The sequence below is a fragment of the Niastella caeni genome (assembly GCF_004834005.1).
In the GTDB taxonomy this organism is placed as follows: domain Bacteria; phylum Bacteroidota; class Bacteroidia; order Chitinophagales; family Chitinophagaceae; genus Niastella; species Niastella caeni.
Genome location: NZ_STFF01000009.1, coordinates 15184 through 28421, shown reverse-complemented (window position 1 = coordinate 28421; position 13238 = coordinate 15184). Strand labels below are relative to the sequence as shown.

The window sequence follows — 13238 nt, the reverse complement described above, 5'->3', positions numbered from 1 at the left end:
CTAATATCATTAAAATATCTGAAACTAAAACAAAAACGACGAACTATATTTTGGGGGCCGCTGCCAGTACTTCCGGCGTAACACCCGATGCATACTTCTCAAAATTGGTTATGAACTGCTTAGCCAGGTTTTCGGCAGCTTTGTCGTAAGCCGCTGTATCGGCCCAGGTATTCCGCGGGTTTAAGATATTCGCGGGTACACCGGCACAACTGGTTGGTACAGCCATACCGAATACCGGATGATATTCATATCCCACCTGATCTAATTCACAAGACAGGGCTGCGCTGATCATAGCGCGGGTATACGCCAGTTTCATCCGGTTACCCGTTCCATAGGCGCCGCCGGTCCAGCCGGTGTTGATAAGCCATACTTTTACGTTATGCTTTTTCAGCTTCTCGCCCAGCATACCTGCGTAATGGCCGGGGTGAAGGGGTAAAAAGGGAGCGCCAAAGCAGGCACTGAATGTTGATTTGGGTTCAGTAACGCCGGCTTCCGTTCCCGCTACTTTTGCTGTGTAACCAGAAATGAACTGGTACATGGCCTGTTCCGGCGTCAGTTTTGATACGGGAGGTAAAACGCCGTATGCGTCACAGGTGAGGAAGAAAATATTTTCGGGTATACCGCCTATTGACGGTTCAACCGCATTACAGATATAATTTAACGGATACGAAACCCGTGTATTTTCAGTAATTGTTTTGTTAGAAAAATCAATAACGCTGGTGCCGGGGTGGAAAGTGGTGTTCTCTACCAGCGCACCACCATGAATGGCGCCATAAATAGCCGGTTCTTTTTCGGCGCTCAGGTCAATACACTTGGCATAGCAACCGCCTTCAAAATTAAATACGCTGTGGTCGTTCCAGCCGTGCTCGTCATCACCAATCAATTTACGTTCGGGGTCGGCGCTCAGGGTGGTTTTACCGGTTCCGCTCAAGCCAAAGAACAGGGCCGTATCGCCATCTTTACCCAGGTTGGCAGAGCAGTGCATGCTCAAAACACCGTTGTCGTGTGGTAAAATATAATTCAGGATAGAAAAAATACCTTTCTTGATCTCGCCGGTATAACCGCTGCCGGCAATTAAAATGGTGCGGTGTTTAAAACTGATCACTGCTGCATTGTGCTGGCGAACGCCGCATTCTTTAGCATCCAGTTTTAAACCGGGCGCTGCCAGTATATGCCAGTCGGGGGTGAAGTGCTCCAGCTCTTCTTCATCAGGACGCAGGAACATGTTATTGGCAAACAGGTTGCTCCAGGGGTTATCGTTTATTACCCGGATGTTCAACCGATAGGTGGGTTCAGCACAGGCATAGGAGTCGCGCACCCATACCTCAGGTTGTGCATTCAGGTAATCAAGAATTTGTTTTCGAATGCAGTGAAAATATTTTTCATCCAGTGGGATATTAAATTCATTCCAGTGTACGGAGTCGGCGGTGATCTCATCCTTTACAATGAACTTGTCTTTCGGACTACGACCGGTGAATTCTCCTGTTTTAACTACTAATGCCCCGGTGTTGTTCAGTTCGCCCTGGTTTAACCGTAAGGTGTCTTGCACCAGTTCTTCAGCAGATAACTGGTAATGCAATGCGTTGGTTGAGTGAAGCCCCAGCTCCTCAAGTCCTTTCGTTGGGATTGCAATAGTTGATAATGACATACAAGCGTTTGTTTGTTTTGTGATTCAAAGGTATTATTAAAATTTATCCACTCCAATGGTCATATTTGGCCCATTTTTGAATATAATCTAATTTAATGGGCGGTTTGTTGTAAATTATATAGCTAACATCTGTTAGTTCAAAACCGCATTGATCGGCCGGCCGGTTTTACTGAATGGGTACGAAAACCTTTTTTTTTACCCCCGGCCCCTAAAGGGGAGAAATAGTTGCCGGCCATCAGTTTTTGGTTACCGGGTTGCATGTTTTACCGTGCCATGGGTGCCAGGCACCGGTTATCAGGATGAAAAACAAGAACGGCTTACCTGTTGGCAGAAATGCTGAAATTTAAGACCAGGGGAACCGGCAACCGGTAACTGGTAACCGGGTGACATCCGTTTCACCCTTTTATTTATTTTTACCGCTCTTTTTTAAAAACATAGGGTACATAAAACACAAACTACATGAAGTATCTGCCGCTCGATTCTGCCATTTTTATACAGAACCGGAAAAGCTTTATAACCCGGATGGATAAAAATGCCATTGCCATCTTTAACAGTAATGATGAACTGCCTGCTAATGGCGATGCCACGCACCGGTTCAAGCAAAACTCTGACCTGTACTGGCTTTGTGGCATTGACCAGGAAGACACCATGGTTATCCTGTTCCCCGGTAATCCTGATCCGAAGTATCGTGAAGTGCTGGTCTTGGTTCGCCCTAATGAATTAAAAGAGAAATGGGATGGAAAAAGATTGCGTGCAGAGGAAGCCAAGAAGATCTCGGGGATCTCAACAGTGATCTGGCTCGACAGCCTGGATGCGGTCTTACAGGGCTGGATACATGCGGCCGATACCATTTACCTGAACACCAATGAAAACGACCGCAAGTCGGGCTGGATACCCGTACGGGATTACCGTTTTGCGGAAACTATGAGGAAGCGGTATCCATTGCACCAGTATAAACGCAGCGCCCGAATTATGAAAGACCTGCGGGCCATCAAGTCGCCGAAGGAAATAGTAGTAATGCAACAGGCAATAGATATTACGCATAAGACGTTTGAGCGACTACTTACGTTTATTAAGCCAGGCGTGATGGAATATGAAATTGAGGCCGAGATCTGGCATTCGTTTTTGTCGCAACGGGCAACAGGTCCGGCTTACAGCAGCATAATTGCCAGTGGCGACCGGGCGCGCATTCTGCACTATGTGTTCAATAACCAGGAGTGCAAAGATGGCGAGCTGGTATTGATGGATTTTGGCGCTGAGTATGGCGGTTATTGTGCCGATTTAACGCGTACGGTGCCGGTGAATGGAAAATTCACAAAGCGGCAAAGAGAAGTATACAATGGTTGTTTACGCCTGCATGATTATGCGAAAAGCATTCTGAAACCGGGCATCAGCATATTGGATTATACCGATAAAGTAGGGGCGGAGGCCACCAAAGTATTTATAAAACTGGGCTTGCTGAAGCAGCAGGATGTGAAGAATGAAGACAAGGACAACCGCGCTTACCGCAAGTATTTATATCATGGTATTTCGCATCACCTGGGTATTGATGTACATGACCTGGGTACGCGTACCGAACCCATTAAACCAGGAATGGTATTTACCATTGAGCCGGGTATTTATATTGAGGATGAGCAAATGGGCATTCGCATCGAGAACAATGTATGGATCACCAAGACCGGCAACAAAGACCTGATGGCAAAAATTCCCATCAAGGCAGAAGAAATTGAGGCCAAAATGAAGTAATTAGCAAATGTGCAAATTTGAAAATGTGCAAATGGGGTAAGCTCGAACTAGTAGCAACTTTTGTTAATCAAAAATTAGTTTTATGCAAAAGGAGCTATTTGTACATAATCCCATTCTTAAACTTTCATTTGATTTCTCATTGTTGGTTATAGATTATTGTGAAAACCTACATGCAGTCAGAAAATTTATAATAGCCAATCAGCTATTAAAATCCGCAACTTCAATAGGTGCAAACGCCATGGAGGCACAAAGTGCGGAAAGTAAGGACGATTTTATTCATAAAATGAAAGTGTCGGCAAAAGAGGCGGAAGAAACACAATATTGGCTTATGTTATGTGAATATTCACCTAATTACCCAGAATGTAAAACGCTAATTATGAAATTGGAAGAAATTCATAAAATATTAGGGAAAATTCTGTCAACATCAAAAAAGAAATAATCTTTTTAGTTATTTACTTTACATTTCTTGTATTCATTTGCACATTTTCGTATTTGCTAATTTGCACATTAAATTATTTTGCATAATGAAACATATTCCAAACCTGTTCACGCTGATAAATTTGTTCTTTGGCTGTATCGCAATTGTTTATATACTTCAGAATGGAATTATTATAGTGAGTGATGATCAGGACGCACAGTATTTACAAATTCCTGAAAAAATATGGATGGGCTCCCTGTTCATTGCATTGGCCGCTGTAGTTGATTTTTTAGATGGATTTGTTGCCCGTTTATTTAATGCCACTTCTGCCATGGGTAAACAACTCGATTCCCTGGCCGATGTGGTGAGCTTTGGCGTAGCGCCGGGGATGATCGTTTACCAGTTTTTGCTGAAAAGTTATGCTGCAACGCCCGGTGGTATGGGAGTGCCCGTAATATGGCTGATGCCTGCCTTCATAATTTCCTGTGCAGCGGCGTACCGGTTGGCCAAGTTTAACATCGACGATTCGCAGCAATATGGTTTCAAAGGCGTGCCTACGCCCGCTGTTGGGCTGTTAATCGCCTCTTTCCCGCTTATTTATTTTTATTCTGAAAATCCAGACGCGGTCAATTTAATGCAGAACAAATGGCTGTGGTATGGTATTATTGTGGTGGTGAGCTATTTAATGGTAAGTAATTTGCCGCTGATGGCGCTGAAATTTAAAAACTTTTCAGTAAAAAGTAATTTACCCAAGCTGATTTTGCTGCTGGCAACCATAATAGCTGCCATATTATTAAAATGGTTGGCAGTACCGGTTGTATTTATTCTTTACATCATCTTATCTTTGGCCTTCAAAAATAAAACCACATGACCTATACAGTTCAGGTGAAGGTAATGCCGTTAAAAGAATTGCTCGATCCGCAGGGAAAAGCCGTAATGGGTGGATTACAAAATCTGGGATTAGGCAATATTCAGGATGTTCGGGTAGGTAAAAATATCACCCTGCAGGTAGAAGCCAGCACCCCTGATCAGGCAAAAGCAATTGCCGAAGAAGCCTCCAGGAAATTACTCGCGAATCCGGTAATGGAGTATTTCGAAATCATAGTTAATTAGATTATAAGCAAGTCCCGACCCGTCGGGATTTGCTATTTGAAAATTTGCCTATTGAAGTATGCTTTATCTTGTTCCTACGCCGATAGGCAATTTGCAGGATATTACGCTCAGGGCCCTGGAGGTGTTGAAGCATGTTGATCTGATCCTGGCTGAAGATACACGCACGTCGGGTAAATTATTAAATCACTACCAGATCTCCCGGCCATTGACGGCCTATCACCAGCATAACGAGCACCAGGTATTACAACATCTTATCAACCAGTTGCTGGAAGGTAAGACGATGGCCATGGTGTCGGATGCAGGTACACCGGGTATCTCCGACGCCGCATTCTTACTGGTACGCGAATGTATAAAGCGTGGTATTAAGGTAGAGTGTCTGCCGGGCGCCACCGCATTTGTGCCGGCACTAGTGAATAGCGGTCTTCCCATGAACCGCTTTGTATTTGAAGGTTTCCTTCCTCCCAAGAAAGGCCGGCAAACGATGTTAAAAAGGCTGGCCGAAGAAGATCGTACCATGATCATTTATGAATCGCCTCACCGCCTGCTTAAAACCCTGCAGGAGTTTGTTCAATACTTCGGCGCCGACAGGCAGTGCTGCGTTAGTCGCGAGCTAACAAAGATGTTTGAAGAAAATGCCCATGGCACGTTGCAGGAATTAGTTGAACATTTTCAAAAAAAGGATGTTAAGGGAGAAATTGTAATTGTAGTTGCAGGAAAGGAATGAAACGCGAAAATTAGCAAATGCGAAAATGTACAAATTAAATACAGCAATTCTATTAATTATGTTCAAGTAAGGCATGCTGTTCCTATTATACCTTCCCCTTCGTATTTGCCTTTCATTTGCACATTTGCAAATTTTTAAATTTGCTCATTGATTTTTAGCTTTTCTTTTTCACATCAGGGTTTGAAATTTGCATGGTAAACTCCATAAATACTCAATTAGTATGAAAAAAATTATTTATTACTGTCTGGCGCTTTGTGTTGCAGTTACCTTATACAGTACCGGTCATGCGCAGGTGCGTAAAGTACCTGCTGAAGTAACCGAAGCATTCAGAAGTAAATACCCCATGGCCACTAACATAGAATGGCGCGATCGCTTAAGCGGATTTACCGCTTCTTTCGATTTAAATAATGCTCACTACGAAGCAAAGTTCACCAATAAAGGCTTTTGGCAAAACACGGAAAACAAAATACCTGAGGCCGAATTGCCTGATGCCGTTAAAGACGGATTTCAAAAAAGTAAATATGCTGAAGAATGGACTATAAAAAACGTATATAAGATAGCCATGAAGGAAGAAAAAACCCAATACCGTGTTGAAATAGAGAAGAACGATATTCAAAAAAAGCACCTGTTCTTTGACCCCAATGGCCGGCTGCTGAGAGATAATATAAAATTATAGCTAGTGGCGAGTAGGGGAGGGAAAGGGAATGAGTAGTAAGTGAAGCCTCCTGAAAATATTCTATTCACAATATAATTGGGACTGACCAAAAAGGTTAGTCCCCTTTATTTTTGGATTGTTTGATGGCTGAACCCGCCTGCTGCGCCTTCGCGAAGCTTCGGCGAATCAAGGCCGGCCGGCAGGTTGCTTGAAGGTTGAGCGTTGAATAATAGGCTTTATGAGTATTCACAGGAACCCGAAACCTGGCATGCCAGGCCATCGCAGCCATCAAACCCTAAAACCATTAAAAGAGAAATGACCGGCAATCTAATCAGCCGCTTTTGGCTGTACCGCTAACCCTCATTACTATAAGCCGGTTATAACTTATAACTAATTATCATTTTTCTTTTTTCCCTACCTTCCGATCTGGAAAACTATTTTTATATAAAACCTCTCGAAATGATGCGTAAAAAGGTTTGTACGCTGGTAACTTTTGTTCTGTTAACCGCAGTAGCATGGGCGCAACCCGACAGGTGGCAACAACGGGTAAAGTATACGATGGACATTGCCATGAACGTAACCACCAACCGGTTTACCGGTAAACAACGGTTAGAGTATACCAATAACTCTCCCGATACCCTCAAAAAAGTATTTTACCATTTATACTGGAACGCCTTTCAGCCCAACAGCATGATGGATAACCGCAGCCGCGTATTAGGCCAGAAGCGGGTGAACAACCGGGCCGACTGGGACCCGCGGGTGAAGGACCGCATTTTGAACCTGAAGGAAGATGAAATTGGTTATCAAAAAATTCTTTCCCTGAAAATGAATGGCGCTGCTCAGAAATATAATGTGCAGGAAACCATTCTTGAAGTATTCCTTTCACAACCCATAGCTCCCAAAGCCAAAGTGGTTTTTGACATGGATTTCGAAGCGCAGGTGCCCTTGCAGGTTCGGCGCAGTGGCCGCGATAATCCGCAAACCGGCGTGCGATATTCCATGAGCCAATGGTACCCCAAAATGTGCGAATACGATTACGAAGGCTGGCATCCTACGCCTTATATTGCCCGTGAGTTTTATGGCGTGTGGGGCGATTATGAAGTGAACATCACCATCGATAAAAAATATATGATCGGTGGAAGCGGCTATTTGCAAAATGCCAACCAGGTTGGTTTTGGTTATCAGGATGCCGGCATTAAAGTGCCTGCTTCAACAGGTTCTACCCTTACCTGGCGTTTTGTGGCGCCCAATGTACACGACTTTATGTGGGCTGCCGATCCTGATTATGTGCATTTGACCCGCACTATTGCCAACGGCCCGGTTATACATGTTATTTATAACCGCGATACCACACTGTTGACGCAAAAGTATAATGCATTGCCCGATAACGATCGCAAAGCTTTTGCCAATGCAGAAAAATACATCCAGGATTTCGATGAGAAATGGAAACGCGTGGCCGATGCGGCAGTGATCGTATTGCCATACATTGAAAAGAAGTTTGGCGCATATCCCTACAAACAATATTCGTTTATACAAGGGGGCGATGGCGGTATGGAATACCCGATGGGTACGCTGTTATTCGGTCCCAGTATAAGCACCGCTATTCATGAGTGGATGCACAGTTGGTACCAGATGATGCTGGGCACCAACGAATCGGAATATGCCTGGATGGATGAAGGCTTTACCAGTTATGCTTCTTCGCTGGTGACCAACTACTACCAGACGGTTACCAATTCAAAAGTCACAGAAAACATTGTTGGAACTGGTCCGCGTAAAAAAGTGCTGGTTGATTCACTCGCAGGAAGCAATTCGTTTTTAGGTAAAGCCAATCCGCACGAAGATGGGTACGATGGCTATTTTGGCCTGGTGGCCAGCCACATGGAAGAACCCCTTACCACACATGCTGATCATTTTGAGAGCAACTTCGCCTATAGCCTCGCTTCCTATGCAAAAGGGGAGGTTTTCCTTGAGCAACTGGGTTATATTGTTGGCGCACCGGTTCGAGATAAGATCCTGATAGATTATTACAATCAATGGCGCTTTAAACACCCTAACGTAAATGATTTTATTCGTGTTGCGGAGAAGGCCAGTGATATGAAATTAGACTGGTACCGGGAGTATTTTGTAAATACTACCAAAACGATCGATTACGGTATAGATAGTTTGTGGGAAGAAGGTGGCAAAAGCAAGATCAGGATAAAACGCATTGGCAATATGCCTATGCCTATAGACGTATTGATTCAGTTCAAAGATGGCAGCAAGCTGATGGCCTATGTGCCCATGTACCTGATGTTTGGGCAGAAGCCGGTTGAAGATGCTTCTATTCCCCGGAACGTATATGAACCCTGGAAATGGACGCACCCGCAGTATACGTTTGAGATCAATCGCAAACTCACCGACCTGAAGGTCATTGAAATTGACCCTACCATGCGGTTAGCCGATGTTGAGAGGAAGAATAACAAACTGGATATCCCCTGGTAATCAGATAATATGATAATGTGATAGAATCGCCCGCTAATAAGAGACCGTGTCATGAGAACCGTGACACGGTTTTTTCATTATCACATTGTCACATTGACAAAAAAGGCCGTTCTATGAAGAACGACCTCTTAAGTAATAAGGTTATTGAGTAACAGAGCACAGGGAAGGTTGAATGGCATGTAAGTATTTGATGTGACAACCAGACACAAAGCTAGGATCGTATTATAATAAAAACAATACTACTTTGTGGGTAATTTTGCTGTTGAAACCTGCTGCATTGAGTTAAGGGTATAAAAAAATTTTAACGGCCAAAGAACTTATTGATAGCTTCTACGCGGTTATTAACATGTAATTTTTCGTATATGTGATATACGTGTTTGCGCACTGTTTCCTGGCTGATGAATAAACTGGCGGCAATTTCCTTGTACAACATGCCTTTTGCCAGTAATTCCAGGATTTCTTTCTCCCGGTTCGATAAAACACTGAGTGAGTTCTCTACAGCTTCTGCCCCCGCTGCTTTTTGTTGAAATGCCTGCACCACTTTACGGGCTATCTGGCTGCTCATGGGAGCGCCGCCTTCCTGTAATTCTCTAATGGCTTCCAATAATTTATGTGGTGCTGTTTTTTTAAGTATGTATCCGCTGGCGCCTGCAGTCAATGCCTCAAAAATCTTTTCATCGTCTTCATACACCGTACACATCATAAACAGGATGTCAGGGTAATCTGCCTTCAGTTGCTTCACCACATCAATGCCACTTTCTCCTTCGCCCAGGTTAATATCCATCAGCACAATGTTCGGCTTCAGATCGGGAATTTTTACCAGCGCTTCTTCCGCCGATGCACAACTTCCCAATAACCGGTATCCTTCCGACATCGTAACGATCTGTTCAAGCGCAGATCGAATATCTTTTGTATCATCTACGATACATACAGTTATATCCATCATAGTACAAAGTTCAGTTTTTTGCCGAAACGTAAAATACCACTTTACGGTAGTTTTGAAAGCTGTTGCCGGTTTCCGGGTACTCGTTAAATGCCGTTACAGGTTACAAGGGTTCAATATCAGGCTCATGCCTGCTGGTACGCAGCTTTGAAATAAAAGCCCGGTACCCGGCACCCTGTATCCTGCAACCTGCAACGGCCATATAGTTCACAAAAGTTTCACTTTATCAGGAAGGAACATATAACAGGTACTTCTCCTTAAAATATTCTTCTCCAAATATTTCAAACACTTCCATAACGCGCGGGCGGCAGCCGCTTTCCGAGATCTCCGTAGCCAGGTCGCCGCCTTTCAGGCAGATCAATCCCGGTTGCTGATTGCCGCTGTTGGGCGAGGGTTTCTTCAGCAATGGCTTCGACCATTTCCATAGATCTTTCAGTGGTGCAACCGCTCTTGATACTACAAAGTCAAATTTCCTGTCTTTGATGTCTTCAATGCGGCTATGGTGTGTAGTAACATTCTTCAGGTCAAGCGCTTCCGCCACCGCGTTCACCACTTTAATCTTCTTCCCAATGCTGTCGATGAGGTGAAACTTTACTTCGGGAAAAAAGATGGCGAGTGGTATACCCGGGAAACCGCCGCCTGTGCCGAGGTCGACAATGGTAGAGCCGGCCGCAAATTCAAAAGCCGCTGCAATGCTTAATGAATGCAGTACATGCTTTTCGTACAGGCTTTCCAGGTCTTTACGCGAAATAACGTTGATCTTGCTGTTCCAGTCGGTATACAATTCATCCAATGCGTTGAACTGTTGTAGCTGAACAGGGGTAAAATCACTGAAATACTTAGTGATCAGTTCCAGTTTTTGTTGGGCTTTCTCCATATTGAAGGAGCAAAGATGAAATAATGTATGAACATCCACACATCTAATATCCACCACCAATAAAAAAGATCTTTTTCATTCATCTTTTTCATGGCGTTATAATAGATCACCGCCTGCCAAATAAAGCGCAGGCCAAATACGCCCAGTGTTATGCGCCAGTCGAAGAACAACAGGCATAGTACAAAAAGGGGATATAGGAAAAAGTGAGAGGTGGAGTATAATCCCAGTAAGAATTTATGGACCGGTTTATAGAATTTGCCGGTGCTGTAGTGGCGGTTCTTCTGGCGGATCCAGTCGCTGAACTTGCGTTTGGGTTCAGATAGGGTGAACGCTTCGGGGTCTAACACCACATTCACATTGTGTTTGGTAGCTACCTGGTTAATGAAAAGGTCATCATCGCCGCTGGCCACGTGGTTGATGGAAGAAAAGCCTTTGGTGCGAAAGAACAATTCGCGTTTATACGACAGGTTTCTACCCACGCCCATATACGGCTTACCGGCCAGGGCAAACGACATGTATTGCAGGGCAGAATGAAAGGCTTCAAAGCGGATGAGCTTGTTCAAAATGCCAGGCTTTTTGTTGTACGCGCCATAGCCAAGCACAATCTCAATCCCGTCCTGGTACGCATCCTGCATTTTTTGTAACCAGAATTCCGATGCGGGTACGCAGTCGGCATCGGTGAGCAGTAATATTTCGTGTTTGGCTTCTTTAATGCCAATAGAAAGCGGGTATTTTTTACCGGGAATGCCCAGCGCTTCCTGCTCCAGGTTAATGGCCTGCAGGTTTTTGAAGGTCTTTTTAAATTCATCTAACAGGTAGCGCGTTTCATCCTGGCTATTGTGGTTCACCACAATCAGCTCATGCGTGGTTGGGTAGGTTTGCACCAGTACCCCGGGTAAATATTTGGTAAGGTTATTGGCTTCATCGCGGGCACATACGATAATGCTTACCGGATGGGTTTGCGACTTCGCTTTGGGTGCCGATTTATAAAATGCCACCCGTCTGAAAAAAGCTATATAGTAAATTATCTGGATTAATGTAACCAGGCAAAACAATGAAAACAGAATCCAAGGCCACCAGGTAATAAAAAACGTTGTAATCTCGCCCATAAGAGAAATTAATTTAGGCACGGTCCGTGAAGGTTTTGCACGAAAATAGGATAAAATGCCGGCTTTTTAGAGTGAAGTTGTACCCAAGAGAATGTGTGAAACTGCAAAAGGGAAGTGGAATTGGTCAATGGTGAAACAGTTACCGGTTGCCGGTTCCCTGTTCACGGGTCCTGCATTTCAGCAGTCTTGTCAGCAGTTAAGCTGTTCTTTTCAGCCCGGTAACCGGCGACTGGTAACCGGTAACTGCTGCTTATTACTTCAATGCAACAACTGCAAACCGACAGCTACCTACTATCTTTGCAGCCCTATGGCTAAACTACAATTTACCTTACAGCATACCGATTCTTTATCTAAAGCCCGGGCAGGACATATTGTCACTGATCATGGTGAAATACCTACCCCCATCTTTATGCCGGTAGGTACCGTAGGTAGTGTAAAAGCGGTAAGCCAGCAGCAGTTGAAAGAAGAGATCAATGCGGCTATTATTTTGGGCAACACCTATCATTTGTACCTGCGGCCCGGTACCGAGGTTTTGCAAAAAGCAGGTGGTTTACATCGTTTTAAAGGGTGGGACAGACCCATTTTGACCGATAGCGGCGGCTACCAGGTGTTTTCCCTGGCCGGCACGCGCAAGATCACCGAAGAAGGCGTACTGTTTCAATCGCATATTGATGGTTCGCGCCATTTATTTACGCCCGAATCGGTAATGGACATTCAGCGCGCTATTGGCGCCGACATCATCATGGCATTTGATGAATGTCCGCCATACCCCAGCGATTACAAGTATGCAGAAAAATCAATGCACCTGACGCATCGCTGGCTCGATCGCTGCTTTACCCGGTTCAACGAAACCCCTGATAAATACGGGTATACCCAAAACCTGTTTCCCATTGTACAGGGCAGCACCTATACCGACTTGCGCAAGGCCTCGTGCGAATACATAGCCTCCAAGGACGCCACCGGCAACGCCATCGGCGGGTTAAGTGTGGGCGAACCCGATAATATGCTGTACGATCTGTGTGGTTTGTGCTGTGATAACCTGCCTGTTCATAAACCCCGTTACCTGATGGGGGTGGGCACGCCCTGGAACATTTTGGAATGTATTGCCCTGGGCGTTGATATGTTCGATTGCGTGATGCCTACCCGCAATGGACGAAATGCCATGCTGTTCACTTCAGAAGGGGTTATCAATATCGATAATAAGAAATGGGAAAACGATTTCTCGCCCATCGATGCGGGCATTAACTGCCACATCAGCAATCACTACAGCAAGGCGTACTTGCGCCACCTGGTAAAGTCGAAAGAGATACTGGGCCTTACCATTGCCAGCGTGCATAACCTCGCGTTCTATTTATGGCTGGTGCGCGAAGCAAGGAAACACATTATTGAGGGAGATTTTGTTAGTTGGAAGAATCAAATGGTGCCCAGGTTGCAAACACGACTATAGCCGTTTATGGTTTGTGGTTTATTGTTTGTGGTTGCTTAATCCGGGCAGTCATTATAGTTGTTTATGGTTTGTGGTTT

General features: G+C 44.6%; 12 protein-coding genes. 8 read left to right on the top strand and 4 right to left on the bottom strand.

Going from position 1 to position 13238, the window contains the following annotated elements:
* Positions 1-43: 43 nt before the first annotated feature.
* Positions 44-1648 carry a phosphoenolpyruvate carboxykinase (ATP) gene (pckA, locus tag FAM09_RS25095; RefSeq protein WP_136579921.1) on the bottom strand — a complete coding sequence of 535 codons (1605 nt, stop codon included), beginning with the start codon at positions 1646-1648 and terminating at the stop codon, positions 44-46.
* A 459-nt stretch (positions 1649-2107) separates the two neighbouring features.
* On the opposite strand from pckA, the gene FAM09_RS25090 reads away from it, so the two are divergent.
* From FAM09_RS25090 to FAM09_RS25060, 7 genes are all read left to right on the top strand, one after another.
* Positions 2108-3394: an aminopeptidase P N-terminal domain-containing protein gene (locus FAM09_RS25090; protein ID WP_136579920.1), complete on the top strand. Its 1287-nt coding sequence runs from the start codon at positions 2108-2110 to the stop codon at positions 3392-3394.
* A gap of 82 nt (positions 3395-3476) precedes the next feature.
* The gene (locus tag FAM09_RS25085) at positions 3477-3833 is read left to right on the top strand and encodes a four helix bundle protein (protein WP_136579919.1); all 357 of its coding nucleotides are present in this window, start codon (positions 3477-3479) and stop codon (positions 3831-3833) included.
* Between the two features lie 85 nt (positions 3834-3918).
* On the top strand, positions 3919-4683 hold the full coding sequence (pssA, locus tag FAM09_RS25080; RefSeq protein WP_136579918.1) for a CDP-diacylglycerol--serine O-phosphatidyltransferase: 765 nt from the start codon (positions 3919-3921) through the stop codon (positions 4681-4683).
* A complete protein-coding gene (gene purS / locus FAM09_RS25075; RefSeq protein WP_136579917.1) occupies positions 4680-4925 on the top strand; it encodes a phosphoribosylformylglycinamidine synthase subunit PurS in 246 nt (81 codons plus the stop codon). Before pssA ends, purS begins: the two co-directional genes overlap by 4 nt.
* Positions 4926-4983: 58 nt before the next feature.
* Complete coding sequence (gene rsmI, locus FAM09_RS25070) at positions 4984-5649, top strand: 16S rRNA (cytidine(1402)-2'-O)-methyltransferase (RefSeq protein ID WP_136579916.1); 666 nt, start codon at positions 4984-4986, stop codon at positions 5647-5649.
* A gap of 220 nt (positions 5650-5869) precedes the next feature.
* A complete protein-coding gene (locus FAM09_RS25065; protein ID WP_136579915.1) occupies positions 5870-6325 on the top strand; it encodes a PepSY-like domain-containing protein in 456 nt (151 codons plus the stop codon).
* 438 nt (positions 6326-6763) lie between these two features.
* Positions 6764-8785 carry a M1 family metallopeptidase gene (locus FAM09_RS25060; protein WP_136579914.1) on the top strand — a complete coding sequence of 674 codons (2022 nt, stop codon included), beginning with the start codon at positions 6764-6766 and terminating at the stop codon, positions 8783-8785.
* Positions 8786-9086: 301 nt separating this feature from the next.
* Here FAM09_RS25060 and FAM09_RS25055 read toward each other — a convergent pair whose 3' ends face one another.
* The 3 genes from FAM09_RS25055 to FAM09_RS25045 all read right to left on the bottom strand — a co-directional run bounded on the left by FAM09_RS25055 (position 9087) and on the right by FAM09_RS25045 (position 11714).
* On the bottom strand, positions 9087-9731 hold the full coding sequence (locus FAM09_RS25055) for a response regulator (RefSeq protein WP_136579913.1): 645 nt from the start codon (positions 9729-9731) through the stop codon (positions 9087-9089).
* Positions 9732-9954: 223 nt separating this feature from the next.
* Positions 9955-10605 (bottom strand): 16S rRNA (guanine(527)-N(7))-methyltransferase RsmG, encoded by a 651-nt coding sequence (gene rsmG, locus FAM09_RS25050; RefSeq protein ID WP_136579912.1) that lies wholly within the window; start codon positions 10603-10605, stop codon positions 9955-9957.
* Positions 10575-11714 carry a glycosyltransferase gene (locus FAM09_RS25045; protein WP_136579911.1) on the bottom strand — a complete coding sequence of 380 codons (1140 nt, stop codon included), beginning with the start codon at positions 11712-11714 and terminating at the stop codon, positions 10575-10577. Before FAM09_RS25045 ends, rsmG begins: the two co-directional genes overlap by 31 nt.
* Before the next feature lie 91 nt (positions 11715-11805).
* Between FAM09_RS25045 and tgt the strand changes: the two genes are divergently transcribed.
* Positions 11806-13161, top strand: a complete 1356-nt coding sequence (gene tgt / locus FAM09_RS25040; protein WP_243751774.1) for a tRNA guanosine(34) transglycosylase Tgt — start codon at positions 11806-11808, stop codon at positions 13159-13161.
* Positions 13162-13238: the final 77 nt, after the last annotated feature.

What these genes read in the sequence shown, in the direction of transcription:
- pckA (WP_136579921.1), bottom strand. Translation starts at nt 1,648, where the DNA reads ATGTCATTATCAACTATTGCAATCCCAACGAAAGGACTTGAGGAGCTG.
- FAM09_RS25090 (WP_136579920.1), top strand. Translation starts at nt 2,108, where the DNA reads ATGAAGTATCTGCCGCTCGATTCTGCCATTTTTATACAGAACCGGAAA.
- FAM09_RS25085 (WP_136579919.1), top strand. Translation starts at nt 3,477, where the DNA reads ATGCAAAAGGAGCTATTTGTACATAATCCCATTCTTAAACTTTCATTT.
- pssA (WP_136579918.1), top strand. Translation starts at nt 3,919, where the DNA reads ATGAAACATATTCCAAACCTGTTCACGCTGATAAATTTGTTCTTTGGC.
- purS (WP_136579917.1), top strand. Translation starts at nt 4,680, where the DNA reads ATGACCTATACAGTTCAGGTGAAGGTAATGCCGTTAAAAGAATTGCTC.
- rsmI (WP_136579916.1), top strand. Translation starts at nt 4,984, where the DNA reads ATGCTTTATCTTGTTCCTACGCCGATAGGCAATTTGCAGGATATTACG.
- FAM09_RS25065 (WP_136579915.1), top strand. Translation starts at nt 5,870, where the DNA reads ATGAAAAAAATTATTTATTACTGTCTGGCGCTTTGTGTTGCAGTTACC.
- FAM09_RS25060 (WP_136579914.1), top strand. Translation starts at nt 6,764, where the DNA reads ATGATGCGTAAAAAGGTTTGTACGCTGGTAACTTTTGTTCTGTTAACC.
- FAM09_RS25055 (WP_136579913.1), bottom strand. Translation starts at nt 9,731, where the DNA reads ATGATGGATATAACTGTATGTATCGTAGATGATACAAAAGATATTCGA.
- rsmG (WP_136579912.1), bottom strand. Translation starts at nt 10,605, where the DNA reads ATGGAGAAAGCCCAACAAAAACTGGAACTGATCACTAAGTATTTCAGT.
- FAM09_RS25045 (WP_136579911.1), bottom strand. Translation starts at nt 11,714, where the DNA reads ATGGGCGAGATTACAACGTTTTTTATTACCTGGTGGCCTTGGATTCTG.
- tgt (WP_243751774.1), top strand. Translation starts at nt 11,806, where the DNA reads ATGTGTGAAACTGCAAAAGGGAAGTGGAATTGGTCAATGGTGAAACAG.